General features: G+C 40.6%; 26 protein-coding genes. 22 read left to right on the top strand and 4 right to left on the bottom strand.

Annotation, left to right across the window (positions count from 1 at the left end; all coding sequences use genetic code 11):
- Positions 1-136 precede the first annotated feature (136 nt).
- Positions 137-652, top strand: coding sequence for an acyl-CoA thioesterase (locus tag H7R46_RS13505; protein WP_005070756.1), 516 nt, complete (start codon positions 137-139; stop codon positions 650-652).
- Between the two features lie 131 nt (positions 653-783).
- On the opposite strand, the gene H7R46_RS13500 is transcribed toward H7R46_RS13505, so the two are convergent.
- Positions 784-984, bottom strand: coding sequence for a hypothetical protein (locus tag H7R46_RS13500; protein WP_005070754.1), 201 nt, complete (start codon positions 982-984; stop codon positions 784-786).
- A 500-nt stretch (positions 985-1,484) separates the two neighbouring features.
- Between H7R46_RS13500 and H7R46_RS13495 the strand changes: the two genes are divergently transcribed.
- On the top strand, positions 1,485-2,483 hold the full coding sequence (locus H7R46_RS13495) for a CobW family GTP-binding protein (RefSeq protein WP_002117661.1): 999 nt from the start codon (positions 1,485-1,487) through the stop codon (positions 2,481-2,483).
- A gap of 45 nt (positions 2,484-2,528) precedes the next feature.
- Here the strand turns inward: H7R46_RS13495 and dctA are convergent, their stop codons facing one another.
- On the bottom strand, positions 2,529-3,791 hold the full coding sequence (dctA, locus tag H7R46_RS13490; protein ID WP_005070751.1) for a C4-dicarboxylate transporter DctA: 1,263 nt from the start codon (positions 3,789-3,791) through the stop codon (positions 2,529-2,531).
- A gap of 189 nt (positions 3,792-3,980) precedes the next feature.
- Here dctA and H7R46_RS13485 point away from each other — a divergent pair, with 189 nt between their 5' ends.
- The 5 genes from H7R46_RS13485 to pgaD all read left to right on the top strand — a co-directional run bounded on the left by H7R46_RS13485 (position 3,981) and on the right by pgaD (position 8,951).
- Positions 3,981-4,511 carry a YaeQ family protein gene (locus tag H7R46_RS13485; RefSeq protein ID WP_005070748.1) on the top strand — a complete coding sequence of 177 codons (531 nt, stop codon included), beginning with the start codon at positions 3,981-3,983 and terminating at the stop codon, positions 4,509-4,511.
- A gap of 87 nt (positions 4,512-4,598) precedes the next feature.
- Positions 4,599-4,937 (top strand): FKBP-type peptidyl-prolyl cis-trans isomerase, encoded by a 339-nt coding sequence (locus H7R46_RS13480; RefSeq protein ID WP_002117532.1) that lies wholly within the window; start codon positions 4,599-4,601, stop codon positions 4,935-4,937.
- 243 nt (positions 4,938-5,180) lie between these two features.
- Entirely contained in the window at positions 5,181-7,175 is a 1,995-nt protein-coding gene (gene pgaB / locus H7R46_RS13475) for a poly-beta-1,6-N-acetyl-D-glucosamine N-deacetylase PgaB (RefSeq protein WP_086260994.1), read from the top strand.
- A gap of 13 nt (positions 7,176-7,188) precedes the next feature.
- The gene (gene pgaC / locus H7R46_RS13470; protein WP_002117710.1) at positions 7,189-8,448 is read left to right on the top strand and encodes a poly-beta-1,6-N-acetyl-D-glucosamine synthase; all 1,260 of its coding nucleotides are present in this window, start codon (positions 7,189-7,191) and stop codon (positions 8,446-8,448) included.
- A gap of 83 nt (positions 8,449-8,531) precedes the next feature.
- The gene (gene pgaD, locus H7R46_RS13465; protein ID WP_005070742.1) at positions 8,532-8,951 is read left to right on the top strand and encodes a poly-beta-1,6-N-acetyl-D-glucosamine biosynthesis protein PgaD; all 420 of its coding nucleotides are present in this window, start codon (positions 8,532-8,534) and stop codon (positions 8,949-8,951) included.
- Between the two features lie 103 nt (positions 8,952-9,054).
- Here pgaD and H7R46_RS13460 read toward each other — a convergent pair whose 3' ends face one another.
- Complete coding sequence (locus H7R46_RS13460; protein WP_005070739.1) at positions 9,055-9,843, bottom strand: crotonase/enoyl-CoA hydratase family protein; 789 nt, start codon at positions 9,841-9,843, stop codon at positions 9,055-9,057.
- A gap of 247 nt (positions 9,844-10,090) precedes the next feature.
- Between H7R46_RS13460 and pnuC the strand changes: the two genes are divergently transcribed.
- Positions 10,091-10,672: a nicotinamide riboside transporter PnuC gene (gene pnuC, locus H7R46_RS13455; protein ID WP_005070736.1), complete on the top strand. Its 582-nt coding sequence runs from the start codon at positions 10,091-10,093 to the stop codon at positions 10,670-10,672.
- A 14-nt stretch (positions 10,673-10,686) separates the two neighbouring features.
- Positions 10,687-10,986, top strand: a complete 300-nt coding sequence (locus H7R46_RS13450; protein WP_005070733.1) for a hypothetical protein — start codon at positions 10,687-10,689, stop codon at positions 10,984-10,986.
- Positions 10,987-11,030: 44 nt separating this feature from the next.
- Here H7R46_RS13450 and H7R46_RS13445 read toward each other — a convergent pair whose 3' ends face one another.
- The gene (locus H7R46_RS13445; RefSeq protein WP_005070731.1) at positions 11,031-11,843 is read right to left on the bottom strand and encodes an IclR family transcriptional regulator; all 813 of its coding nucleotides are present in this window, start codon (positions 11,841-11,843) and stop codon (positions 11,031-11,033) included.
- Between the two features lie 273 nt (positions 11,844-12,116).
- Between H7R46_RS13445 and H7R46_RS13440 the strand changes: the two genes are divergently transcribed.
- From H7R46_RS13440 to H7R46_RS13380, 13 genes are read left to right on the top strand one after another with little or no spacing between them, the layout of a single operon-like run.
- Positions 12,117-12,422 carry a non-heme iron oxygenase ferredoxin subunit gene (locus H7R46_RS13440; RefSeq protein ID WP_002117586.1) on the top strand — a complete coding sequence of 102 codons (306 nt, stop codon included), beginning with the start codon at positions 12,117-12,119 and terminating at the stop codon, positions 12,420-12,422.
- 27 nt (positions 12,423-12,449) lie between these two features.
- On the top strand, positions 12,450-12,749 hold the full coding sequence (locus tag H7R46_RS13435) for a recombinase-like helix-turn-helix domain-containing protein (RefSeq protein ID WP_005070730.1): 300 nt from the start codon (positions 12,450-12,452) through the stop codon (positions 12,747-12,749).
- A gap of 16 nt (positions 12,750-12,765) precedes the next feature.
- On the top strand, positions 12,766-13,833 hold the full coding sequence (locus H7R46_RS13430; RefSeq protein ID WP_005070727.1) for an aromatic ring-hydroxylating oxygenase subunit alpha: 1,068 nt from the start codon (positions 12,766-12,768) through the stop codon (positions 13,831-13,833).
- A complete protein-coding gene (locus tag H7R46_RS13425) occupies positions 13,826-14,590 on the top strand; it encodes an SDR family oxidoreductase (RefSeq protein WP_005070723.1) in 765 nt (254 codons plus the stop codon). Before H7R46_RS13430 ends, H7R46_RS13425 begins: the two co-directional genes overlap by 8 nt.
- Positions 14,591-14,601: 11 nt before the next feature.
- The gene (locus H7R46_RS13420) at positions 14,602-15,531 is read left to right on the top strand and encodes a VOC family protein (protein ID WP_005070721.1); all 930 of its coding nucleotides are present in this window, start codon (positions 14,602-14,604) and stop codon (positions 15,529-15,531) included.
- Positions 15,532-15,559: 28 nt separating this feature from the next.
- Positions 15,560-16,771, top strand: coding sequence for an NAD(P)/FAD-dependent oxidoreductase (locus H7R46_RS13415; protein ID WP_005070717.1), 1,212 nt, complete (start codon positions 15,560-15,562; stop codon positions 16,769-16,771).
- Between the two features lie 42 nt (positions 16,772-16,813).
- On the top strand, positions 16,814-18,037 hold the full coding sequence (locus tag H7R46_RS13410; protein WP_005070715.1) for an MFS transporter: 1,224 nt from the start codon (positions 16,814-16,816) through the stop codon (positions 18,035-18,037).
- Between the two features lie 23 nt (positions 18,038-18,060).
- Positions 18,061-18,582, top strand: coding sequence for a cupin domain-containing protein (locus H7R46_RS13405; protein ID WP_002117566.1), 522 nt, complete (start codon positions 18,061-18,063; stop codon positions 18,580-18,582).
- A gap of 35 nt (positions 18,583-18,617) precedes the next feature.
- Positions 18,618-19,442: an alpha/beta fold hydrolase gene (locus tag H7R46_RS13400; protein ID WP_005070712.1), complete on the top strand. Its 825-nt coding sequence runs from the start codon at positions 18,618-18,620 to the stop codon at positions 19,440-19,442.
- Between the two features lie 15 nt (positions 19,443-19,457).
- Positions 19,458-20,252, top strand: coding sequence for an SDR family oxidoreductase (locus tag H7R46_RS13395; RefSeq protein WP_000009972.1), 795 nt, complete (start codon positions 19,458-19,460; stop codon positions 20,250-20,252).
- A gap of 15 nt (positions 20,253-20,267) precedes the next feature.
- On the top strand, positions 20,268-21,059 hold the full coding sequence (locus H7R46_RS13390) for an aspartate dehydrogenase (RefSeq protein WP_005070705.1): 792 nt from the start codon (positions 20,268-20,270) through the stop codon (positions 21,057-21,059).
- A 13-nt stretch (positions 21,060-21,072) separates the two neighbouring features.
- Positions 21,073-22,539, top strand: a complete 1,467-nt coding sequence (locus H7R46_RS13385) for an aldehyde dehydrogenase (RefSeq protein ID WP_005070703.1) — start codon at positions 21,073-21,075, stop codon at positions 22,537-22,539.
- 38 nt (positions 22,540-22,577) lie between these two features.
- Positions 22,578-24,218, top strand: a complete 1,641-nt coding sequence (locus tag H7R46_RS13380) for a thiamine pyrophosphate-binding protein (protein ID WP_005070702.1) — start codon at positions 22,578-22,580, stop codon at positions 24,216-24,218.
- The last annotated feature ends 43 nt before the right edge of the window (positions 24,219-24,261 follow it).

Raw genomic sequence — 24,261 nt, 5'->3', positions numbered from 1 at the left:
GTCTTAAAAAATTAAATTTTAAAAAACAATCAAAGATATTAAAAAATACAATGCTATGTTGTGGATTTAAGCATGTTTTTTTTGTGAATTATCAACCATAATGTTGACTGAGCTTGTTTTAAGACAGAGTTGAGCTATGCCTACATTAGATGAAATGACCACAGCAACTGATGATCAGTCTGAATTGACGATGTCAGTTTTGATGACGCCTGATATGGCAAATTTTTCAGGTAATGTTCATGGTGGTACGATTCTAAAACTACTAGACCAAGTCGCTTATGCTTGCGCAAGTCGTTATTCGGGTGGCTACGTGGTGACTTTATCTGTAGATAAAGTAAATTTTAAAGAACCTATTTATGTAGGTGAGTTGGTAACCTTCTTGGCAAGTGTTAACCATGTAGGCCGTACTTCAATGGAAGTCGGAATCCGTGTTGAAGCGCAAAATATCCAGAAGCGGACAGTGCGCCATACCAATAGCTGTTATTTCACGATGGTTGCTGTTGATGAACAGGGCAAGCCATGTGAAGTACCTCAATTAAATCTTAATACAGAATGGAAGCGTTGTCGCTTTGAAGCTGCTGAGCATCGTAAGGTTTTACGTCTTCAAGAAAACCACAACCCATCTTGTAGCATGTATAAGAAAACTTCTTAAAAAAATAGATCAAATTAAAAAAGGATCGAACCGCAGCATGGTTCGATCCTTTTTCTTCTTTACCAAAATTCAGCGTCCATTTTTCATTTCAGTAAAATTATCTCTGAGCTTGGAGGAGAATGCTGAGAGAATTAACGAGTTGCAGGAGCAGCTTCAGAAGCAGAACCTACAGCATCAGATGCAGCATTTGCAGCGTTTGCTTGTTCTTGAGTTGAAACAACAACTTTTTCTTCACCAGCAGTGTTATGTGCTTGGTCGTGCTTAGAAGCAGCAAAAGTTGAAGCAGCAGTTAAAGCAAGTGTAGTAGCGAGTAAAGTTTTAGCTAATTTCATTTTATGGCATCCTTAAATTTCATTTAAAAATAAATTAAACCTAATCGTTCATACATACCTGAAACCTGTATGGCTGAATGACTAAGCTAGGACACATGCTAAGCCGAGGTTGGTATTACATCAATTAACTTAACAATCTATTACGGCTATCTTAACAATATGAAATATACGGGTCATTTATGTGAGCAATCTGTAAAATAAAGGGACTTAAATACACCTTAAAATGTGAAAAAATATTTCTTATCGAGTAAAAAAAAGCCAACTCTGTTACGTAAACCTAACACTCTGGCATAAATTGTGAATGTGCTTGAATAGGATATTTCGTTTGAGTTATAGATTTTAAAAGCTAATTTAGATAGTTGATGAGATGCCTGTCACAAATTGAGAGCTTTAGCCTGATAATTGAAAAGTATATCTTCAAAGTTAAAAATCATTTTCATGCTACTTAAACAGTGATATACCTTTCTTAGTTTTTTAAACCTTGTTGATTTGAGCCGCTTGTGAAACTGATTGCCCCAAAAACTGTTCCTACCCATATTATTTCCGGTTTTTTAGGGGCAGGAAAAACCACATTATTACAGCATTTATTAAGCCAAAAGCCTAAAGATGAGGTTTGGGCTGTATTAATGAATGAGTTTGGACAAATTGGAGTAGACCAACAACTATTACCCCAAGATGAGGGATATGCAGTCAAAGAGCTATTAGGGGGCTGTCTATGTTGTAGCAGTCAATTGCCTATGCATATTGCTTTAGCACGGCTATTGAGTGAACAAAAACCAGACCGACTCTTTATTGAGCCGACTGGACTTGGGCATCCTTCTCAGTTATTTGACCAACTGACTGAGCCTCATTGGCAAAGTAGTTTAGCCATGCGGGCACTGATTACTGTGGTAGATGGTAGTCGTTTGCATGATACTAATTGGGTTAAACAAAACCTTTATGAAGATCAGTTAAAAGCTGCCCAAATTGTGGTGGTGTCACATACCGATGTGATGACTTTTGAAGATGATCAAGCGCTTAAGTTACTAAAAGACGAATATCAGCCTTATCACCAAGTGTGGATTAAAATTGAACATGGTCAATTAGCTTTAAATAAAATTGATATAGCTGCTCGTTTAACCGAGCGATCTATACAACCTTTACTTAAACTTCAAAAGCAAATGACTGAAACCGAAGTTGCGAAGGAAATTAATCAATTACCTTATCATTATGTCGAGTCGGCACAAGGTTATATTGTGGCAGGTTGGAAGTTGCCTAAACGCTGGAAATTCGAATTTTATGCTTTGCTAGATTTATTATGTGCACAGCAAGACTGGCTTCGAATTAAGGGAATTTTTAACACAGATCAAGGGTGGAAAGTTTTTAACTTTAATCCTGATCAGTTTAATTATAAGTCTGGTGAAGAGGGCATTGATAACCGTATTGAAATCATTAGCGAACATCACCATGATTGGTTGGCTTTTGAAACAGCATTACTTGCCTGTCAGCTTGAAGAATAGAGAACATTAAACCAAAACTAATTCAATGTTCTCTGAAGAGTGGGATTAAGGTTTGCTATCTAACACAGCTTTAGCTTGCGCATGGTCAATATCTTTTTCCCAGTGAGCAATCACTACGGTCGCGACACAGTTACCAATTAAGTTGGTACAGGCACGAATAATTCCAATAAACCAGTCCACTGAAAGTAGAAGCACTAAGCCAATTGCAGGGAGACTTGGTATCACTGAAAGCGTGGCTGCAAGAATAACTAAAGCCGAGCCGGGAATACCGTGAGCGCCTTTAGATGTAATGAGCGAAACCAGCAAAATAGCCAGTAAGTCATGCATAGATAAATCAATATTGCAGGCCTGTGCAATAAAGATCACCCCTAAAGTTAAGTAAATTGAAAAGCCATCTAAATTAAATGAATAACCAGTTGGAATAACCAGACCGACAGTTGAATCTTTGATTCCCAAATTTTTGAGCTTTTTCATAATTTGAGGAAGAACAGAGTCAGAAGAAGCTGTACCTAAAACAATAGCGAGTTCATCTTTAAAATAACCCACAAATTTGAAAATGTTGAAACCGGCAAGTTTTAAAATCGAACCTAAAACAATAACGACAAATAAAATGCAGGTTGCATAAAACAGTAAAACCAAATAACCCAATTGTAAGAGTGAATCTAAACCAAATTTGGCAGTCGTATAAGCCACTGAACCGAATACACCAATTGGAGCTAAACGAATAATAAGCCCCATAATTTTAAAGAAGACTTCTGAAAAAGCTTCAAGTGCTTGACGTACCAGCTCTGCTAAATGTTTTGGAATTAAAAGTAGGGAAACACCAAATAAAATAGCGATCAATAAAACCTGTAAAATATCGCCGTTTGCAAAAGCGGCAGTGAAGGTTTTTGGAATAATATTGAGTAGAAATTCCGAACCCGTATGCATTTCATGGGCACGTTCGGTATAGGTACTTAAATCTTTTGCATCTAAATGGCTAATATTGATATTCATACCGACGCCCGGTTTAAATACATAGGCCACAATAATGCCTAAAATTAAGGCAATACTGGTGACGACTTCAAAGTAGAGAATCGTTTTTGCACCGACTTTGCCCATTTTTTTAATGTCGTTTGCACCATAGATTCCCAGTACAACAACACAAAACACAATTGGTGCAATCAGCATCTTAATTAAAGAAATAAAACCATCACCTAATGGCTTTAAAGATAGGGAGAAATCATGAAAGCCGATTCCAACTGCAACCCCAAGAAAGAGAGCACAAAGAACCTGTAAAAATAAACTACGCTTGAGCTTTAGCCACATAAGTCATCAATTTTAGCAAGAGGAAAATATCTCTCTCTAAAGCAAAAAGCCGGCCAACTATAAAATAAGCTGAGCGTTTTGGAAGAATATGCAAATTTCACATGAGTATGCTTTGCATTGTTTAGTTTTTTTATAATTTTTTACCCAAAATCGAGTATCCTTAGCGCCAAATTTTTGGACATATTAATCATGGCGCTTAAAGCAACAATTTATAAGGCAGACTTGAATATTGCCAATATGGATGACCATATTTATGGTGATTATCAACTGACGCTTGCCTTGCATCCTTCGGAAACTTTAGAACGCTTAATGGTTCGTTTGATGGCTTTTGCCCGTTTCGCAAGTGATGAGCTTGAGTTTACTAAAGACCTTTTTGAAACTGATGAGCCAGCATTATGGCAAAAAGATTTAACGGGTCAGTTAGAAACATGGATTGAAGTTGGCTTACCGTCTGAAGATAAAGTCAAAAAAGCCAGTGCGCGCTGTAAAACAGTTGCGCTTGTTGTGTATGGCACACAAGTCGAAGAATGGTGGAAACGGAACAGTAAAATTAAAACGTTAAGTAACGTTCAGGTGTGGCAAATTGCTCCTCAAAGTACAGCAGAGCTTGAAAAACTTTGTGAACGTACAATGCAGCTTCAATTAAATGTCATGGACAACGAGTGGACGCTTTTAGGTGAAAAGGGTCAGGCAAGTGTTGTGTGGACACAGTTACAGTAACATAGAAAAGCGCAACAAATTCTACAGATTCAGTTGGTACACTAAGTACCAATTGCGATTTTAAAGATTCAGATTAAGGGGTAAACCATGTCAAATGAATTAGAAATTATCGATTTAAAAGTAGGTGAAGGCAAAGAAGCGGTTAAAGGTGCTTTGATTACAACTCACTACACAGGTTGGTTAGAAGACGGCACAAAATTTGATTCTTCAATTGACCGCGGTAATTATTTTGAATGCGTGATTGGAACAGGCCGTGTAATTAAAGGTTGGGACCAAGGCATTATGGGAATGAAAGTTGGCGGCAAGCGTAAACTCATCGTACCTGCTCATTTAGCTTATGGTGAGCGTAAAATGGGTAAGATTATTCCTGCTAATTCTAATTTAATTTTTGAAATTGAATTATTCGATGTCAAAACTCGTGACTAGTGAAAATTTAAAGCCCTTTAGAGGGCTTTCTTGTTTATATGAGCTTTAAATATAAATACATTATTAATTTATATTTTAGCTTTTTAAATATTTAAGATTATTTTCAGATTATTTGATTATAAATGCTGACTGAGAAACTGTTCATTTATGGGCAGGCTGACATTAAGACCAAATTCCAAAAAGTTTGCGTCTTAAAATCAAACTTCGCATAAATAATCTATATTGTTATTGAGACGCTATTTCATGACTATCCGCTTTGCATCTCCTTTGTTGAACATATCACTTGGCTTGGCCTTGGCAGGTTTGTCAGGCATGGCATTAGCTAAACCACCTAAACTGGACGCTTCAACACTTACGGTGATTGGTTATCATGAAATTACCGATACTAAAAATGCCTTAATTCCTCAATATGCAGTGACCACTCAACAATTTACACAGCACGTTGAATGGCTACAAAAAAACGGATTCCATTTTATTACGGTTGATCAGTTGATCCGTGCTCATCAAGGTAAATTTCAATTACCTACAAAACCTGTTCTATTAACTGTAGACGATGGTTATCAATCTTTTTATCAAAATGCTTATCCTGTTATTAAAGCTAAAAAAATCCCTGTAGTACTTGCAGTAGTAGGTTCATGGTTAGAGCCAAAAGCAGGGAAGAAAGTCGATTTTTCAGGGGAAGAAATTCCACGCGATAAAATCTTAAGCTGGCCTGAGCTGAAAGAAATGCAGGATAGTGGCTTTGTAGAAATTGCAAACCATAGCTATCATTTGCACCGTGGTATTACAGGCAACCCACAAGGCAACTCTGAACCTGCTGCAACTACTCGTTTTTATGATGTTAAAACTCAAACTTACGAGAACGATGAACAATATCAATCACGTATCTATAACGACTTAAAGAAAAATAACGAACTACTCAAAGCACACGGCTTACGTTCACCACGTATTATGGTATGGCCTTATGGTCGTTATAATATGCAAACTGTTCAAATTGCTAAAAAGCTGGGTATGCCAATTACCATTACACTTGATGATGGGGCAGACCACGCAAAACAATCTCTCCAAAATATGAGCCGTATTTTGGTAGAAGGCGATATGACGACTGATGATTTGGCTCAAGAAATTAAAAATCGTGAATTGAATTTAACGGATAACAATCGTCCGCAAAAAATTATGCATGTCGATCTGGACTATATTTATGATCCAGACCCGAAACAGCAAGAGCGTAATCTAGGTCACTTGTTAGACAGAATTAATGCGATGGGCGTAAATACAGTCTATTTACAAGCATTTTCAGATCCAGATGCGAATGGCTCTGCCGATATGGTTTATTTCCCGAACCGTCACCTTCCAATGCGTGCCGACTTGTTTAACCGTGTAGCATGGCAAATTCAAACCCGTACGCCTGTAAGTCGTATTTATGCATGGATGCCTTTATTGGCATGGGAACTACCAAAAACTGATCCAGTTTCTAAAGACTTAGTTGTGACTGAACAGGCAAAATCTGGTGAACACCTCAACATGGGGTATATCCGTTTAAGTCCGTTCTCAGCAGACGCACGCCAAACTATTCGTGAGATTTATCAAGATTTGGCTAAGTCATCTTCATTTAACGGCATTTTATTCCATGATGATGTCACCTTATCTGACTATGAAGATGCAAGCCCAGATGCATTAAAAGCCTATGCAAAACAAGGCTTGCCAACAGATTTAGCAAAAATTCGTGATAACGATCAAGATTTGCAAAAATGGACGGCATATAAGACAAAATATCTAGATGATTTTGCAATGCAACTCGTTGATGACGTGCGACAATATGAACCGTTCTTACTCACCGCACGTAACTTATACGCGCAAGTTGCTTTAAAACCATATGCAGAAAACTGGTATTCACAATCGCTTGAAGAGTCGTTAAAACGCTATGACTTTACGGCTATTATGGCAATGCCTTATATGGAACAGGTAGATAATGCTGATCAATTCTATAAAGATATGGTTGATCGCGTGAAACAATATCCAAATGGTATTAAGAAAACCGTTTTTGAATTACAGGCAACCGACTGGCGTAAAAACGAAAAGGTACCTTCAACTGAAATGGCCGCAACAATTCATTCTCTTTATCAGCAAGGTGTAATGCATGTCGGATATTACCCAGATGACCCAATTAAAGATCATCCGGATGTGGACACTATGCATAAAGCATTTGCTGAAAAATCATCTCGTCTTGTGCCGTAGTTGAGGCTAAAACATGACAATCTTTGCTGCAATATGGTCGCATGCCTTAAAATTCGTTTTCTATTATCCATTATTCATGTCGTATTTATGGATGATTGGCGCGATTATTTTCTATTGGAAAGAACGTCAGGCTCCGCCTTACGATCAACCTGCTCCATTAGAGAGTTATCCTAAAGTCGCTGTGTTAATTCCTTGTTTTAATGAAGGAGATAATGCAGAAGAAACCATTAGCCATGCTTTAAAACTGGACTATCCCCATTTTGAAGTGATTGCGATTAATGATGGTAGCTCGGACAATACTGGTGAGGTACTCGACCGTTTAGCAGCACAACATGAAAAACTACGTGTTGTTCATTTGGCTCAAAACCAAGGTAAAGCAATGGGGTTGCAAGCCGGAAGCTTAATGACCGATGCCGAGTTTTTAATTGGTATTGATGGCGATGCTTTACTTGATCCTCATGCAGCAAAGTGGATGATTCGTCATTTTCAGGAAAATCCAACAGTTGCAGCAGTTACGGGTAACCCGCGTATCCGTACTCGCTCAACTTTGCTAGGGCGTATTCAGGTCGGTGAGTTTTCTTCGATTGTCGGCATGATTAAACGGGCACAACGTACCTTTGGTCGACTGTTTACCGTATCGGGTGTAATTACCGCTTTTCGTAAGAGCGCTGTTCACCAAGTCGATTATTGGTCACCCAATATGTTGACTGAAGATATCGATATTACGTGGAAATTGCAGCGTGCAGGTTGGGACATTCGTTTTGAACCGAATGCCTTAGTCTGGATTTTAATGCCTGAAACTTTAAACGGTTTGTGGAAACAACGTTTACGTTGGGCTATGGGTGGGGCACAGGTATTAATTAAAAATATTGATGTGTTCACCAAACCAAAATTAAATTTTTTATGGCCATTAATGTTTGAGCTGTGCTTAACCTTAGTTTGGTCATATTTAATGCTGGCGATGGCTTTATTATGGTTGGTACATTTTATTTTACCAGTCCCTGCTTTAGCCGTTGTGAGCTCTCCATTTTTACCGTATGGTAGCGGTATTTTATTGGGGGCAACCTGTCTCATTCAGTTTGCTTTAAGCAAATGGATGGATAGTCGTTATGAACCACATCTGGGAAAAAACTATTTCTGGATGATCTGGTATCCATTGGTCTTTTGGCTAATCACCATCTCGGCAACTATTGTGGCATTTCCAAAAGTTTTAAAACGTGGAGATGAGAAACGTGCGCGTTGGGTGAGCCCGGATCGGGGCATTCGTGGATGAAATGCAAGAGTCATGAGATTTTAAAGATCGTGCTGTATTGATGTCTGGGGAAAACCACAGCACTTCGTTAGGTAAAGAGAGAAATGAAGACAAATTCGTTGATTATTGATTTACGCCGTCAATTACCATGGCATAAACGCTATGCTTCTACAACAAGCACAGCCATGATGTGGGCGGTTTGGTTGTTGCTGTGGCGTCCATTTGTATTAATCTGGGTTTTGGCTGAGCTCCAAAAAACACATTTGGTTCACCGTTTGTTTAGTGCCTTTGGTTTAGGTATTGAACATGGCATTACTGCGTTAATTGCCTGTGCAATTTGCTTATTGTTGTGGAGTCATGTGCTGCCTGAGCATCGTGTTGGTGATAATGCGCTTAAAGCAAAACAGACAGATGATTATGCGCGCTATTTTGATTTACCTGAACATGAAATTGAGCAGGGACGTAGTCAGAAAATTACAGTTGTTCACCATGATGAACTAGGTAAAATCGTTAGAGTTGAATAAAGAAGATTAATGAAAAAAAGCCCGCATCATGTGGGCTTTTTTTTACGCTAATTTCAGTATATCCATAAGTTTTAAACTGTAGAGCGCAGTGTTTGAGTAGGTATTATTTACCTTTGAAAACAGGAGGCCTTTTTTGCAACATGGCAAAAACACCTTCTTGAACATCTTCTGTTGTGAGCAAAGGTTGAAGATGGCTTTGCAGGTGATTAAAGGCAACCCCGTAACCTTCGTTAATAGCTTCGCGAGCAGAGACGAGAGTCGCTTTTACCGCAAGTGGTGCAGCTTGTGAAACATGTTCAGCAAGTTCTATTGCACGGTTGAGCTGAGAGCCTTCTGGACATATTTCGGTAATCAGGTTCATATCAAAAGCGGCTTTTGCATCAAAAGAGTCACCGGTGAGTAAATAGCGCATGGCTTTGGCCCAACCCGCAGCTTGAGTAAAGCGTGCAGTTGCCCCACCAAAAGGTAAGATGCCACGTTGAACTTCCATTTGAGCAAATTGTGTATTTTCACTTGCTAAAGTAATGTCTGCATTCAGAAATAGTTCGATACCAGCGGTGTAGCAATAACCTTGTACTGCAACAATTAAAGGTTTACTCAGTTTTCGGCCTACAGTGCCCCAAGGGTTAATCTCATTTTCACTAAAATCAAAAACACCTGTAGCGAGTTTAGGTTGTAACTCAACTAGGTCTAAACCAGCTGTAAAATGCTCGCCATGAGCAAAGATAACTGCACAGCGCAGGGTATCATTATTTTCATATTCGGTGAGCGCTAGTGATAAGTCTTTGATCATGTGACTATCAAAAGCATTACGTTTTGCTGTCCGATCTAGACCAATTAAAAAAATATGTCCGCGAGTTTCACGGCTGACTTTTCCTTCTTGATTTGACATATTGTCACGCTCTTTATTTGTCTTTAATCATGTTTTAAACAATCGTTTAAAAACTAGCAAATATAATTTGTTTGCGACTCGATCAGTATTTTTTTGTCTATCTATTGAAAATAAATCGACAGCATTAGAAAAGAATAAAACCTCAGACAATGCCAATTTGCATCATTTATTTAAATTAGCAGTTTGCTTCGCTTTATATTTTTCTCATAATACTTCGTCAAATTGATCTCAATAAGCAGCTGTTTTTATGTCACCTCTAGAAATCTTTGCGGTTTTGATTAGCCTGATTGGAGTCGGATTAACGGTAATCCGTAATATGTGGTGTTGGCTGTTTAATTTCTTTGCCTTTGTTTTATATGCCTATTTGTTTTACGAATTTAAGCTATATGGCGAAACGATTTTGCAGTTCTTTTTTATGGTCGTAAATTTTTATGGCTTTTACTACTGGCTCAAAGGAAAGCAGCAAGATCACGATATTCGAATTGAACCGATAGCAGTTCAAACCGCTATCATCCAAATGATTATTGCTGCGGTAGGTGGCTTGCTTTTTGGTTTAATTCTTAAAAACTTTACTGATGCAGCAGTGCCTATGCTCGACTCACAACTTGCCGCATTTAGTTTGCTCGCAACGTATTGGACCAGCCGAAAACATATTGCGACTTGGATACTTTGGGTATTTGTCGATATTATTTATGTCGGCATGTTCATCTATAAAGATTTATTTTTAACAGCCGCTTTGTATGCAGCATTTGTTTTGATGGCAGCTTATGGTTGGTATCAATGGGAAAAGGTTAAAAAGAAACAGCTTTTAGCCTCAAACCAGCTTTAATTTGGAGTGTGATCATGTTGTTGAGCTTAGAGGTCTATAAACAACAACAGTTTGATCAAATTGTTGCAAAAATAATGGCAGAGCCAAAACAGTATTGTGAATTTAATTCTGTATCAGATTTTTATAATGCTGCATGGCTAAACGGTTTTCCTCAAGGTACTCAGGTCTCTGCGACAGGTTTAGATGATGGTGCTGAAGAGTTTTATGCAATTATTCAGTTTAAAGAGCAGTATTTAAAATTTGATATTAAAGAAAATGATTCGACAATTATCTTTAAAGATATGAATGGGAACATTTTTAAAAGTAACTTTTAATTTATGAAATAAAATCTAAAAAAAGCGACTTAACGTCGCTTTCTTTAATAAATAAATTTGGAAATTTTATTTGCTGTTTCAAAAACTAAACTTGCGATATCTTCTTTAAATGTTCTTTCATCATAAGTCGTAATTGGACAACTTACAGAAATAACAGCGACCATTTTACCATTTGACTGTTTAAAAATAGGTGCTGCACAGGCTGCCATATCATGATTGTAATGACCCCAGCTCACCATGGTTTTTTGAGTTTTTACGTAAGAGAGTCTTTGCAATAAAGCTTTTAAAGTAGTTGGCGTCAGTTCAGAGAAACTGTCCCAATCGCTAAAATTGCGGTAACGCTGACGTACTTCCGTTTCAGGTAAATCAGATAAAAGCATTTGACCAATGACGGTTGCATGGGCAGGCCAGCGAGTTCCTAAACTAATATTGCTCGTGAAGGTTCCCATCGACTGGATATTATTTACAAAGACAATATGAGTGCCTTCTAAAATTGAAAGATGTACCGCGAGTTTGGTCTGGTCACGTAGTTCTTTCATTAAAGGTGTCGATAAATCGAGTAATGAAAGTTTAGATAAACTGTTAAAACCAAGTTCCATAACTTTTGAATCGAGAGCGTAAGTTTTTTGAGATGCTTTTCTTAAATAGCCACAAGATTCGAGTGTATAGATCAGGCGAAATGCACTAGAACGGTTCACTTCTAAAATTTCAGCAATTTCTGTAATGGTCATTTCTTGCGCTTGTTGATTAAATGCTTGCAAGATAGCTAAACCCCGTACAAGTCCGGGAACTAAATATCGGTCATCATTTTTTGTTGTTTCCGATTCTTGCGAATCTTCATCAATTGCTATGCTCATTCGTGTCATTTTCCTATAAATAAAACATGATTCAATTTGGGGCATGCTGCTTTATTTTATAACTATTGTAATTGTTAAAAATGCATAAAACAATTTTTATATTCAAAACTTTGTTTCCTTCTTGAAACGTAACAAAATATTTAAAAATTAATAAACCAATGAATTTTATATTTATTTTTACTTTGACAAAAAATGATCAAGGGGATTATGCTTAGCTTGTGTTTTGAAAATCAAATTATGTTTTGTATATAAAACAAAATGAGGACGCAAGGTATGAGTTGGATCTCAGTTTGTCAGCAGGGTGACGTTAGCGAAGATGAGCCGAAAGCCATCGAAATTGAAGGGAAAAAAATAGGCGTATTTTTTGTCGATGAAAATTACTTTGCTATCGAAAATGTTTGCCCTCATGCGTATGCCTTATTAACCGAAGGATTTATCGAAGATCAGACTGTTGAATGTCCATTGCACGAAGCAATTTTTGACATTCAAACAGGTGAGCTAAAAAGTGGGCCAGGGTGTAGAAACCTATGTACGTACCCAGTTCGTGTTGAAGGACAGGATATTCAAATTCAACTCTAGTCCTCACATGTACAAGGAAGCAGAACAATGAAGACATTTAATGAAAAGTTGGCAAGCTGGATTCATGCAACGCCGGCAACCGAAGCAGGTATCAACAATATTCAAATTCCAGGTCAATCTGAATTGTTGGTTTGGCAGACACGTTATAAAGAGCCAACGCTCTATGAACAGGATTTTGTAAAAAACTTGATTCAGGCATTTTCTGCGGGCGCAACAGAGTTAGATGACGTTGTTTCTGCACTTAATCAACAGGGTTTCCGCTGTGAATCTGGTGATGAATGGACTTCTGCAAGCTTTACAGAAGAAATGCAACGTTTAGGTTATTGATTCAGGGAAGAATAAAATGAACGCAATCGTATCAACTTCACAAAGCGCTGAAGAATATTTAGAACTTGGTTTACGTGACCAATGGCATCCGGTTTTGGCAAGTTGGGAAGTCGCTGCTAATCCAGTCGGTATTACCCGTTTAGGCGAAAATATCGTGGTTTGGCGTGATGCCGAAGGTCAGGTTCATGCACTTGAAGATCGCTGTCCACACCGCGGTGCTCGTCTTTCCCTAGGTTGGAACTTGGGTGACCGAGTTGCTTGCTGGTATCACGGTGTTGAAGTTCGTGCTGATGGTGTAGTTGCTGATGTGCCAGCGGTTCATGAATGTCCAATGACCGGCACTAAATGTTTAAAGAACTATCCTGTCATTGAGCAACATGGCGCAATCTTTATCTGGTTTGGTATTGATGCAAATGAACAACCAGCACCGCTTGAGTTCCCAGAGCAACTTGCAAGTGAAGAGTGGAGTGCGTTCCTTTGCCAAGCAGACTGGAAAGTAAACCATCAATACGCGATTGATAATGTGATGGACCCAATGCACGGGACCTATTTACATGCGACATCGCACTCGATGGCAGATGGTGAACGTACTGCAGAGATGAAGCACCGCACGACCGATAATGGCTTTGTTTTTGAAAAAGAAGGTCAAACAGGTGTGAACTTTGACTGGGTTGAATATGGTTCAACAGGTGCAAGCTGGTTACGTCTTTCAATTCCATACCGTAAACAATTTGGCCCAGGTGGTGAATTCTGGATTGTGGGTTATGCAACGCCAATTGATGCCAACAATACTCGCGTATTTTTCTGGCGCTGCCGTAAGGTGAGTGGTTGGCAACGTAATGTATGGCGTTTCTTATATCGCAATCACTTAGAACAATTGCATTGGGATGTATTGGAACAAGACCGAATTATTTTAGAAAATCTTGCGCCAAATGCGCGTGAAAAAGAATTCCTCTATCAACACGATGTTGGTCTTGCACGTTTACGCCGTTTAATGAAAAAAGAAGCTGAGAAGCAATTAAAGAAAATTGCTGCACTAAATGCATCAAACCGTATCGAGATGCAGGAAGAAGCTCATGGCTAATGTAGCGTTGTTGCAAGGCAAAAAAGTTTTAGTGACTGGTGCTGCGCGTGGTTTAGGTAGAGATTTCGCTCAAGCGATTGCCGAGGCAGGTGCTGAAGTTGTGATGGCAGATATTTTGTCTGACTTGGTGCAACAAGAAGCACAAGCGTTACAACAACAAGGACTAAACGTTCATGCTGTCACCGTTGACCTTGCCAATGCAGACTCTATTGAAAATGCGGTTGCAAAAAGCGTTGAAGTATTACAGGGACTAGATGGCCTTGTGAACTGTGCGGCACTGGCAACCAATGTCGGTGGAAAAAATATGATTGATTACGATCCTGAACTTTGGGATCGGGTCATGAATATTAATGTGAAAGGCACATGGCTGATCAGTAAGGCCTGCGTTCCCCATTTAAAGCAATCGGCTGCTGGCAAAATTATTAATGTTGCTTCCGATACAGCACTTTGGGGCGCACCGAATCTGATGGCTTATGTGGCAAGTAAAGGTGCAATTGTTGCCATGACACGTTCAATGGCAAGAGAGTTGGGGCAGTCCAATATCTGTGTCAACACATTGTCTCCGGGGTTAACTTTGGTTGAAGCAACCGAGTATGTGCCTCAAGAACGTCACGATTTATATGTCAACGGAAGAGCGATTCAACGTCAGCAACTTCCACAAGATTTAAATGGAACAGCATTGTATCTACTGTCGGATTTGTCCTCTTTTGTGACAGGTCAAAATATTCCGGTCAATGGCGGTTTTGTCTTTAACTAAGGAGTAGTCAAATGATTACAGGGATCGAGATTTTAAAGTTTGGAGTTGAAGATAGAGCCGCTTCAAACAAGTTTTTGGCAGATTTTGGTTTAAGCCAAAGTACTTCGGATATTGAAGGCACAGATCTTTACCAAACCCAAAATGGCAGCAAAATTTATCTATTTAATTGTGATGATGAGCGTTTGCCTGCTGCTATTGAGCAAGGTTCAACTTTACGTGAAGTCACGTGGGGTGTTGAAAGCACACAAGACCTAGAAGACTTAGCAGTACGTTTGGCCGATGTAGAAGGTTTTAAACGTTCTGAAAATACAGTTCAGTGTCTTGACCCAAATGGCATGACCATTCGTTTTGAACAAAGTTTTGTAAAAGAAGTACCAGAACTTAAAACGGAAGGTATTAACCAATACGGCAACATTCAACGTGTGAATGCAGCAAGTCCTGTCTATGAAAAAGGTCAACCTGTTGCGATTGGACATGTGGTGTTCTTCACACCAGATTTGGCAGCAACTGAAAATTTCTATATTGAAAAAGTAGGCTTTCATTTATCTGATGCTTACAAAAATCGCGGTGCTTTCTTACGTTGCCGCGGAGAAGGGTATCACCATGATTTATTCTTGCTCAGTGTTCCAAATAAACCTGCTGGCTTAAATCACGTTGCGTTTGTAGTACGTGATATCCATGAGGTGATTGGGGGCGGTTTAAATATGAATCGTTCAGAGTGGTCAACCTTTATTGGACCCGGACGTCACCCAATTTCTTCTGCTTATTTCTGGTACGTCAACTCACCATTAGGTGGTGCATTTGAATACTACACCAACGATGATTATTTGACAGAAGAATGGCAACCACGTGTAGAAGAACATCGTCTAGAGCTTTTCACCGAATGGGCGATTGAAGGTGGTCTTGATGACACAACCCGCCGTCAGGTGAAGCCTGTTTAATAGGTATTGCTTTACAAGGAAGATGGCTATGGAAAAGATCGTAATTGTAGGTGCCGGACAGGCAGCGGGTTGGGCAGTAAGTACCTTACGTCAAAATGGGTATGTGGGCGAAATTCACGTGGTTTCAAATGAAGATCAAGTGTTTTATGAGCGTCCGCCACTGTCTAAACAAGTACTTTCAAAAGAGGCAACTTATGAGAGTTTGAATCTGTTCTCTCCTGAGCAGGTTCAAGAGTTCAACGTTCAGTGGCATAAACCGGAAATTGCGACAAAAGTCGACCGTGAGCAAAAACAGGTTCATTTAGAAAGCGGCCAAATCTTGCCGTATGACAAATTGCTGATTGCAACTGGAAGCCGTGCACGTGTACCCGTCAATACATGGCAGTTCATTCCAAATGTTGTGACTTTACGCAATGTGCATGACTGTGAACGTTTAGCTGAAATTTTAAAGAATGCCAAAAATGTCGCTGTGATTGGCGGCGGCTGGATTGGTTTAGAAATTGCTGCAACTGCACGTAAGCAAGGTAAAGATGTTCATATATTTGAATATGGCGATCGTTTATGTGCAAGAAGCGTGAGTCCGGAAGTTTCTGCTTTTTTAAAAAATATGCATGAAAATCAAGGCACAAAAATTCATTTAGACAGCAAGAGTCTTCATTTAGTTGAAGCGCCAAATCAAAAAGTTGAAGTGGTGAATCACCCACAAAATAGTCAGTTATTTGACTGTGTTGTGGTAGGTGCAGGCGCTGAGATTGCCAAAGAATTAGGTGTGCACGCTGGTCTCGATGTGAAAGATGGCATTGTGGTGAATTGCTTTGGGCAAACTTCAGATCAAAACATTTATGCCGCAGGCGATGTCGCAATTCATCCGAGCTTGGGCTACTGCATTCAGTCTTGGGCAAATGCACAAAATCAGGCGATTGCCGCAGCAAAGTCGATGCTCGGAATTGAAACTGAATATAGCGATATTCCATGGCTTTGGTCTGATCAATATCACTTCAATATTCAGATTTTAGGAACCTATCAGCCTGAAAAGACGAAGGAAGTGGTGATTCGCCAAGGCGGTGAAGATCAGGTGAGTTATTTATATCTGGACCATGAAAATCGTTTGCTCAACATGATTGCCATTAATGATTCTAAACTGGTCAAACTGGCAAAACGTTGGATGCAAGCCAACACCGTTTTAGATCCAAAACTATTAGCAGATGCTGAATTTAATGTCATGAAGTTAAAACCGTAAACATTAAATCTGGTTCTCATTACCAAATCGAAGGAATGACACATGAGTAATGAAGAAAAAAGTGGATTGAAGCATTGGGTACCTGCTTTTGTCCTTATGGTGTGTGTGGTACTGGCGTTTTTCGACAAGATTAGTATTGCGGTTTTATTTTCAGATCCTCATTTTCAAACTGCAATGGGAATTGCTGAAGATAAGGCCAAGCTCGGATGGCTCATGACAAGTTTCTTACTTGCTTATGGTTTTTCATCAGTCTTTCTAAGCTTTTTGGGTGACATTTTTAACCCAAAGAAAATGCTGTTCTGGAGCGTAACGTCGTGGGGCGTACTCATGTTTTGCATGGGGTTTACCACCAGTTATTCAGGCATGTTGATTTTACGTGTATTGCTTGGTTTAGCTGAAGGTCCGTTATTTGCCTTGGCATATACCATTGTTAAGCAGACTTACACAGACCGTCAGCAGGCACGTGCTTCTACTATGTTCTTACTTGGAACGCCAATAGGTGCATTTCTTGGGTTCCCGATCACTGCAAATGTTTTAGCTCACCACGACTGGCACACCACGTTTTTTGTGATGGCTGCGCTAACCCTGATTGCGATTTTTAGCATTGTTTTTGGTCTGCGTAACTTGCAGCTCAAGAAAACTGTCGAAATTGAGGGCGAGAGTAAACGCACTAATTTCAAAGGTCACATTACTAATACTAAATTGCTGCTCAGCAACAGCGCATTCTGGTTGGTTTGTCTCTTTAACATTGCATTGATGACGTATTTGTGGGGCTTAAACAGCTGGGTTCCTTCTTACTTAATGCAAGACAAAGGATTCAATCTCAAAGAGTTTGGGATGTATTCAAGCTTTCCGTTCATTGCCATGTTAATTGGCGAAATTATCGGTGCGTTTTTATCTGACAAGTTAGGCCGCCGTGCAATTCAAGTATTTAGCGGTTTATTACTCGCGGGCATCTTCATGTATGTGATGGTCATAATGACTGAGCCACTATTGATTATTGCTGCCATGTCTTTAAGTGCTATGGCGTGGGGTTTTGGAGTAGCAGCTGTATTTGCTCTGCTTGCAAGAGTGACGACCTCAAATGTAGGTGCGACTGCGGGTGGAATATTTAACGGTTTAGGTAATTTTGCAAGTGCAATTGCGCCTGTTCTTATCGGTTACATCGTGATGCAAACACACAGTTTTAATTTAGGAATTACCTTCTTGGCTGCTGTCGCTGTCATTGGGTCGTTGTTCTTGGTTCCTCTTTTAAAACGTTATTAATTCACTGTATAGGAGTTTAAAAAATGACTACACAACAATTCGAATCGTGGGCACAACCAGAGGGTGCTTCTTTAGAAGATTGGTTAAACACACGTATTGCTCGCTTTGAGACACGTAAATACGACTTCGATGCTTTGAAGTTCCAAGCAGATTACGACCCGAAATATCGCCGTGCACAAATGCGTTACATGGGTACGGGTGCAACAGGTGTTGCAAATGACGGTAACACCGTTCCAGCAGAAAACTTCACGTTTTCAACCATGGTTTTGCCACCACAGTGTGAAGGTCCTTTGCATATTCATCACGATGTTGAAGAAGTTTTCTTTATGCTTCGCGGCGAAATTGATTTGTTCATTGAGCACAACGGCGAAAAATTTGAAACCCGTTTAAAAGAGCGTGACCTGATTTCAATTCCACCAGGTATTTACCGTGGTCTATTTAACCCAGGTCAAGAAGATGCCTTGATGTGTGTGATGTTGGGAACAGGTAAACCAACCATTCCGAACTATCCACCAGAGCATCCGTTGTCTCAAATCAAACGTTAATTGTTTGATGAAGTGAATGAAGGAAAGAATTGAAAATGATGACACTCATTGAAAAGTTAGCAGAATTTCCGGTGAAAACGGTCACTGTTCAAGGCCAGCAGCAAGCCTATCGGGAAGCCGGTCAGGGTGAGTACCTTGTGCTGTTGCATGGCATTAGTTCAGGTTCTGCTTCATGGGTAAACCAACTTGAAGTGCTGTCTCATCATTTTCATGTCATTGCCTGGGATGCACCGGGCTATGGCAAATCAGATGAACTTTTAACTGATCAGCCCAATGCTACTGATTACGCAAAGCGTTTAGCAGCATTGTTCGATGTTTTAAAAATTGAAAAAGCAATTGTGGTCGGACACTCATTAGGTGCCTTACAGGCCAGTGCATTTGCTGCACTTTACCCAGAGCGAGTAAAGCACTTGATTGTTGCTAACTTGGCACAAGGCTATCAACGCCACGATGAACAAACACAAATTCAGGTTTTTGAAAAAAGACCAAAAATGTTGAAAGAACTAGGCGCTAAAGGCATGGCCCAAAGCCGTGGACCTCATTTGATTTATAAACAAGAGCCACAAGCCTTAGCTTTAGTTTCAGAGGTGATGCAGCAGCTGACCCTAAAAGGTTTCACCCATGCATCGTACTTACTGGCATATGACGAAATACGTAATTACTTAACCCATTTAAAAGTCCCATGCACAGTCATTGCAGGGCAGCAAGATCAAATCACTCCTGCGTTAGGTATACAAGAGCTTGCTCAGGAATTGCAGTTGGAACAGCGCTTCGTCATAGAAGATGCAGGACATTTAAGTTATGTCGACCAACCGCAAGCATTTAACCAAATTATGTTGACGATTCAGGAACAATCGTAAGAGAGATTAAGGATTATGAGCTTCCAAGTTGAAGGAAAAGTTGCAGTTGTTACCGGTGGCTCATCTGGGATTGGGCTGGCTGCTGTTGAAATACTGGTTGCAGAGGGTGCAAAAGTTGCTTGGTGTGGTCGCGATGAAGAACGTTTAAATGCTTCTAAGCACTATATTTTAGAAAAATTTCCACATGCCCATATTTTTACTAAAGCATGTAATGTGTTGAAAAAAGAAGAAGTTCAGCAATTTGCCAAAGAGGTCAAACTCAATTTGGGCAATGTGGACATGCTCATTAACAATGCTGGGCAAGGCCGTGTTTCAAATTTTGAAAATACGCAAGATGAAGACTGGATGAAAGAAATCGAGCTGAAATATTTCAGTGTTTTACATCCGGTACGGGCTTTTCTTGACGACTTAAAACAATCGGCAAATGCATCAATTACCAATGTGAACTCGTTACTGGCATTGCAACCAGAACCGCACATGATTGCGACTTCATCTGCACGCGCTGCACTGTTGAATTTAACCCATTCTTTGGCGCATGAGTTTACTCAATATGGTGTTCGCGTGAATTCAATTTTACTCGGAATGGTCGAATCTGCGCAGTGGAAACGCCGTTATGAAACCCGTTCAGATTTAAATCTGTCATGGGAAGAGTGGACAGGCAATATCGCAAAAAATCGTGGCATTCCTATGCAGCGCTTAGGCCGTCCAGAAGAGCCCGCACGTGCTTTAGTTTTCTTGGCATCACCATTGGCATCTTACACCACAGGTTCGGCAATAGATGTCTCGGGTGGTTTTAACAAACATTTATAAATATTAGGTGCTGTCATGAAAAAGTTGATGATGATTGGTTTTGGCGCAATGGCAGCAGAAGTGTATGCCCATTTGCCTCAAGATCTGCAACTCAAATGGATTGTCGTGCCATCTCGCAGTATTGAAAAAGTGCAGTCACAAGTCTCTTCCGAGATTCAGGTGATTTCCGATATTGAGCAATGTGATGGTGAGCCTGACTATGTCATTGAGGTGGCAGGTCAAGCAGCAGTGAAAGAGCATGCTCAAAAAGTTTTAGCGAAAGGCTGGACTATTGGTCTGATCTCGGTGGGTACGTTGGCTGATAGCGAGTTTTTGGTTCAGCTTAAACAAACTGCCGAAAAAAATGATGCACATCTGCATTTACTTGCAGGGGCTATCGCAGGTATTGACGGTATTTCTGCGGCTAAAGAAGGTGGTTTGCAAAAAGTCACTTACAAAGGCTGCAAAAGTCCAAAAAGCTGGAAGGGTAGTTATGCAGAGCAATTGGTCGATCTAGACCATGTTTCAGAAGCTACAGTCTTTTTCACAGGAACTGCCCGTGAAGCTGCGACCAAATTTCCAGCCAATGCCAATGTTGCAGCAACTATTGCACTTGCAGGACTTGGTATGGATGAAACCATGGTTGAGTTAACTGTTGATCCAACCATCAACAAAAACAAACACACCATTGTGGCAGAAGGTGGCTTTGGACAAATGACTATTGAACTGGTGGGCGTGCCGTTGCCAAGTAACCCAAAAACATCAACTTTGGCTGCGCTTAGCGTGATTCGTGCTTGTCGCAACAGTGTAGAAGCAATACAAATTTAAGAAGGATTTGATCATGGCAAAGGAAATTTATATTGCGGGTGAATGGCGATTAGGCAGTGGTGCAGTCATTCAAAGCCTTTTTCCGGCAGATCAGTCGGTAAACGCTGAGCTTTCAACGGCAACGCTTGAAGACGTGAATGAGGCAATTGAAAAAGCAGATCAGGCTTGGCGTCAACCGAGCTGGAGAAACAGCTTGCCGCATGAGCGCGCCCGTATTCTCTACAAAGTTGCAGACATTATTGAAGCACGTGTAGATGAATTATCGAAACTGCAAACCCGAGATAATGGGAAGCCTTTAACCGAAACTCGTGGTTTGGTGATGAGCGCTGCGGCGACTGCACGTTATGTTGCTGCGGCATGTGAAACGTTGAACGATGAGCTTACCACTCAACGTGCTCCAGACTTTATGACCATGAGTGTGCATGAACCTGTAGGTGTTGTAGCAGCTATTACTCCTTGGAACTCTCCAATTGCGAGTGAGGTTCAAAAGCTTGCTCCTGCTTTGGCAGCAGGAAATGCCGTGGTGTTAAAACCAGCAGAAGCAACTTCACTGATTGCTTTAGAGCTTGCCAAAATTTTTGAAGAAGCCGGTTTACCAAAAGGCTTACTCAGTGTGTTAGTGGGGCGTGGTTCTGTGATTGGTGATGCTATTGCTCAGCACCCATTGGTTCGTAAAATTTCTTTTACAGGTGGCACAACCACAGGTCGTCATTTGGCACACATTGCTGCAGATAAACTGATTACCACTTCGCTTGAGTTAGGTGGTAAGTCACCAACCATCGTTTTGCCGGATGCAGATGTCGAACTGGCTGCGAAAGGTGTCGCTTACGGTATTTTTAGCTCGGCAGGCCAAGCGTGTATCGCAGGTTCTCGCTTGTTTATTCATAGCAGTCTTTACGATCAGTTTTTAATGCGTCTGGTTGAAATTACTAAAGGCTTACGTGTGGGCCATCCAGAACAGGCGGGTGTGCATTTAGGGCCATTGGTCAATGACAAACATTTGCAGTCAGTTGACCGTTATGTGCAGCTTGCTAAAAGCGAAGGTGGTCAAGTTCTGATTGGTGGAGAGGCACTTACCACTGGTGACTATGCCAAAGGAAGCTATTACTTACCAACCATTATCACGGGCTTAAATAACAGTGCTCAAACCTGTCAGGAAGAAATTTTTGGCCCTGTTTTAGTCGTTATGAAATATGACAACGAGCAAGATTTAATTGCACAAGCCAATGACAGTTGTTTTGGTCTTGCCGCAGGCATCTGGACTGAAAGCTATCGCAAAGCTTGGCGCATTGCACGTGCATTAGAAGTAGGAACGGTATGGATTAATACCTACAAAAAATTCTCGATTAGTGCGCCGTTTGGTGGCTTTAAAGACAGTGGAATCGGGCGCGAAAAAGGCCGTTTGGGCATTTTATCGTACATGCAACAAAAGAGTATTTATATGGGGCTGAATGAACAGCCTAACCCTTGGTGCGATTAATAAATTCAAGGACTGAAAACAAATTTTGAGGAACAGACATGACTGAACGTGTAAATGTAGGCGAAGCAATCGCAAGAGTTTTAGAAGCGCACCAAGTTGATAGTATTTATGGTGTTATTTCCATCCACAATTTACCTATTGCCGATGCAGTAGGGCGCCGTGAAAAAATGCGCTTTGTTGCAGCACGCGGTGAAGCGGGTGCAGTCACCATGGCAGATGCACACTCGCGTTTTAAAGGCCTAGGTGTAGCGTTAACCAGTACGGGTGCTGGTGCAGGTAATGCAGTAGGTTCACTCATTGAAGCAATGAATGCCGGTAGCCCTGTATTGCATTTAACAGGTCAAGTTGAGCGTGAATATCTCGACCGTGATGCAAGCTTCATCCATGAAACCAAAGACCAACTTACATTCTTACGTGCATCAAGCAAAGCGGCGTTCCGTATTACCAGCCCAGACAATGCCGTTGGTGTAATACGTGAAGCCATCCGTGTAGCAACCACAGTTCCAATGGGACCAGTTAGTGTTGAGTTTCCCATTGATGTACAAGCAGCAGAAATCGATTTACCACTTAATCTTGGGCCAGTGAAAGCACTTGAGTTGCCACAGGCAGAGCAAGCTGAAATTGATCTTCTTGTCAGTGAAATCAAAAAAGCAAAACGTCCGATTTTCTGGATTGGCGGTGGAACTTTAAATAGCATTGCAGAAGTTAAAGCAATTGCAGATTTAGGTATTCCAGTTGTTTCATCGACTCATGCTCGTGGGGTGTTGGCAGATGATCATCCACGTAGTTTAGGTGCGTTCCATAACTCGGCGGGTGTTGAGCAGTTATTAAAAGATGCCGACCTGATGGTGGTAGTGGGTTCTCGTTTACGTAGTAATGAAACAAAAACTTATTCGGTTGAATTTCCTGAAAACATTATTCAGGTAGATGCCAACCCAGTAGCTCAGCAACGTAATTACAAAATCCGCAACTTCATTTGTGGCGATGCCAAAGATGTCTTAACACGTGTGTTAGAACAGCTTCAAGGCACTTCAAAAGTTGATACCGATTACGATGCTGCTGTTGTGGCTGCTAAACAGGCTGCAATTGAGGCACTTCGTAAGCAAATCGATCAGTACGCATTAATTTGTGATCACTTACGTGCAGCTTTACCACAAGACGGCATTTTTGTACGAGACATCACCATGTCGGGTAGCACATGGGGTAGCCGTTTATTCCCTGTACAAGCGCCAAACCAAAACATCCACTCACTCGCGGGTGCAATTGGTTTAGGTCTTGCAACTGCAATCGGTGCTTCGGTTGCTAACCCTGACAAAAAAGTAATTGGTTTAGTCGGTGATGGCGGCTTAATGCTTGGCATTGGTGAGATTGCAACCATGGTGCAAGAAAACACCAACATGGTCTTAATGATTATGAATGACGGTGGTTATGGCGTAATGCGTGGCATTCAAAATAACTACTTTGGTGGCCGCCAGTATTTCAATGAATTGCACACACCTGACTACAAACTTCTTGGCGAATCAATGGGTGTGAAGAGCTGGAAAGTCGGTAGTGCAGATGAATTTAAAACGGTTATTCAAGAGGCTGTCGCTTTTGAAGGGCCAACTGTAATCGAGCTCGATATGAACTCGATTGGACCATTAAACTTCGCGGGTCCACCGCAAAAGAAACTGTATTAACCAGTTTGGATGGTTTAGTACATATGCGATGGGAGCTGCTAAG

It is taken from the genome of Acinetobacter sp. BEC1-S18-ESBL-01, from assembly GCF_014169935.1.
In the GTDB taxonomy this organism is placed as follows: Bacteria; Pseudomonadota; Gammaproteobacteria; order Pseudomonadales; family Moraxellaceae; genus Acinetobacter; species Acinetobacter pittii.
The sequence above is the reverse complement of the archived record's forward strand: the minus strand, read 5'-3'. Positions and strand labels throughout refer to the sequence as shown.

Coding starts and splice junctions, on each gene's coding strand:
- H7R46_RS13505 (WP_005070756.1), top strand. CDS start 137: ATGCCTACATTAGATGAAATGACCACAGCAACTGATGATCAGTCTGAA.
- H7R46_RS13500 (WP_005070754.1), bottom strand. CDS start 984: ATGAAATTAGCTAAAACTTTACTCGCTACTACACTTGCTTTAACTGCT.
- dctA (WP_005070751.1), bottom strand. CDS start 3,791: ATGTGGCTAAAGCTCAAGCGTAGTTTATTTTTACAGGTTCTTTGTGCT.
- H7R46_RS13485 (WP_005070748.1), top strand. CDS start 3,981: ATGGCGCTTAAAGCAACAATTTATAAGGCAGACTTGAATATTGCCAAT.
- H7R46_RS13480 (WP_002117532.1), top strand. CDS start 4,599: ATGTCAAATGAATTAGAAATTATCGATTTAAAAGTAGGTGAAGGCAAA.
- pgaB (WP_086260994.1), top strand. CDS start 5,181: ATGACTATCCGCTTTGCATCTCCTTTGTTGAACATATCACTTGGCTTG.
- pgaC (WP_002117710.1), top strand. CDS start 7,189: ATGACAATCTTTGCTGCAATATGGTCGCATGCCTTAAAATTCGTTTTC.
- pgaD (WP_005070742.1), top strand. CDS start 8,532: ATGAAGACAAATTCGTTGATTATTGATTTACGCCGTCAATTACCATGG.
- H7R46_RS13460 (WP_005070739.1), bottom strand. CDS start 9,843: ATGTCAAATCAAGAAGGAAAAGTCAGCCGTGAAACTCGCGGACATATT.
- pnuC (WP_005070736.1), top strand. CDS start 10,091: ATGTCACCTCTAGAAATCTTTGCGGTTTTGATTAGCCTGATTGGAGTC.
- H7R46_RS13450 (WP_005070733.1), top strand. CDS start 10,687: ATGTTGTTGAGCTTAGAGGTCTATAAACAACAACAGTTTGATCAAATT.
- H7R46_RS13445 (WP_005070731.1), bottom strand. CDS start 11,843: ATGAGCATAGCAATTGATGAAGATTCGCAAGAATCGGAAACAACAAAA.
- H7R46_RS13440 (WP_002117586.1), top strand. CDS start 12,117: ATGAGTTGGATCTCAGTTTGTCAGCAGGGTGACGTTAGCGAAGATGAG.
- H7R46_RS13435 (WP_005070730.1), top strand. CDS start 12,450: ATGAAGACATTTAATGAAAAGTTGGCAAGCTGGATTCATGCAACGCCG.
- H7R46_RS13430 (WP_005070727.1), top strand. CDS start 12,766: ATGAACGCAATCGTATCAACTTCACAAAGCGCTGAAGAATATTTAGAA.
- H7R46_RS13425 (WP_005070723.1), top strand. CDS start 13,826: ATGGCTAATGTAGCGTTGTTGCAAGGCAAAAAAGTTTTAGTGACTGGT.
- H7R46_RS13420 (WP_005070721.1), top strand. CDS start 14,602: ATGATTACAGGGATCGAGATTTTAAAGTTTGGAGTTGAAGATAGAGCC.
- H7R46_RS13415 (WP_005070717.1), top strand. CDS start 15,560: ATGGAAAAGATCGTAATTGTAGGTGCCGGACAGGCAGCGGGTTGGGCA.
- H7R46_RS13410 (WP_005070715.1), top strand. CDS start 16,814: ATGAGTAATGAAGAAAAAAGTGGATTGAAGCATTGGGTACCTGCTTTT.
- H7R46_RS13405 (WP_002117566.1), top strand. CDS start 18,061: ATGACTACACAACAATTCGAATCGTGGGCACAACCAGAGGGTGCTTCT.
- H7R46_RS13400 (WP_005070712.1), top strand. CDS start 18,618: ATGATGACACTCATTGAAAAGTTAGCAGAATTTCCGGTGAAAACGGTC.
- H7R46_RS13395 (WP_000009972.1), top strand. CDS start 19,458: ATGAGCTTCCAAGTTGAAGGAAAAGTTGCAGTTGTTACCGGTGGCTCA.
- H7R46_RS13390 (WP_005070705.1), top strand. CDS start 20,268: ATGAAAAAGTTGATGATGATTGGTTTTGGCGCAATGGCAGCAGAAGTG.
- H7R46_RS13385 (WP_005070703.1), top strand. CDS start 21,073: ATGGCAAAGGAAATTTATATTGCGGGTGAATGGCGATTAGGCAGTGGT.
- H7R46_RS13380 (WP_005070702.1), top strand. CDS start 22,578: ATGACTGAACGTGTAAATGTAGGCGAAGCAATCGCAAGAGTTTTAGAA.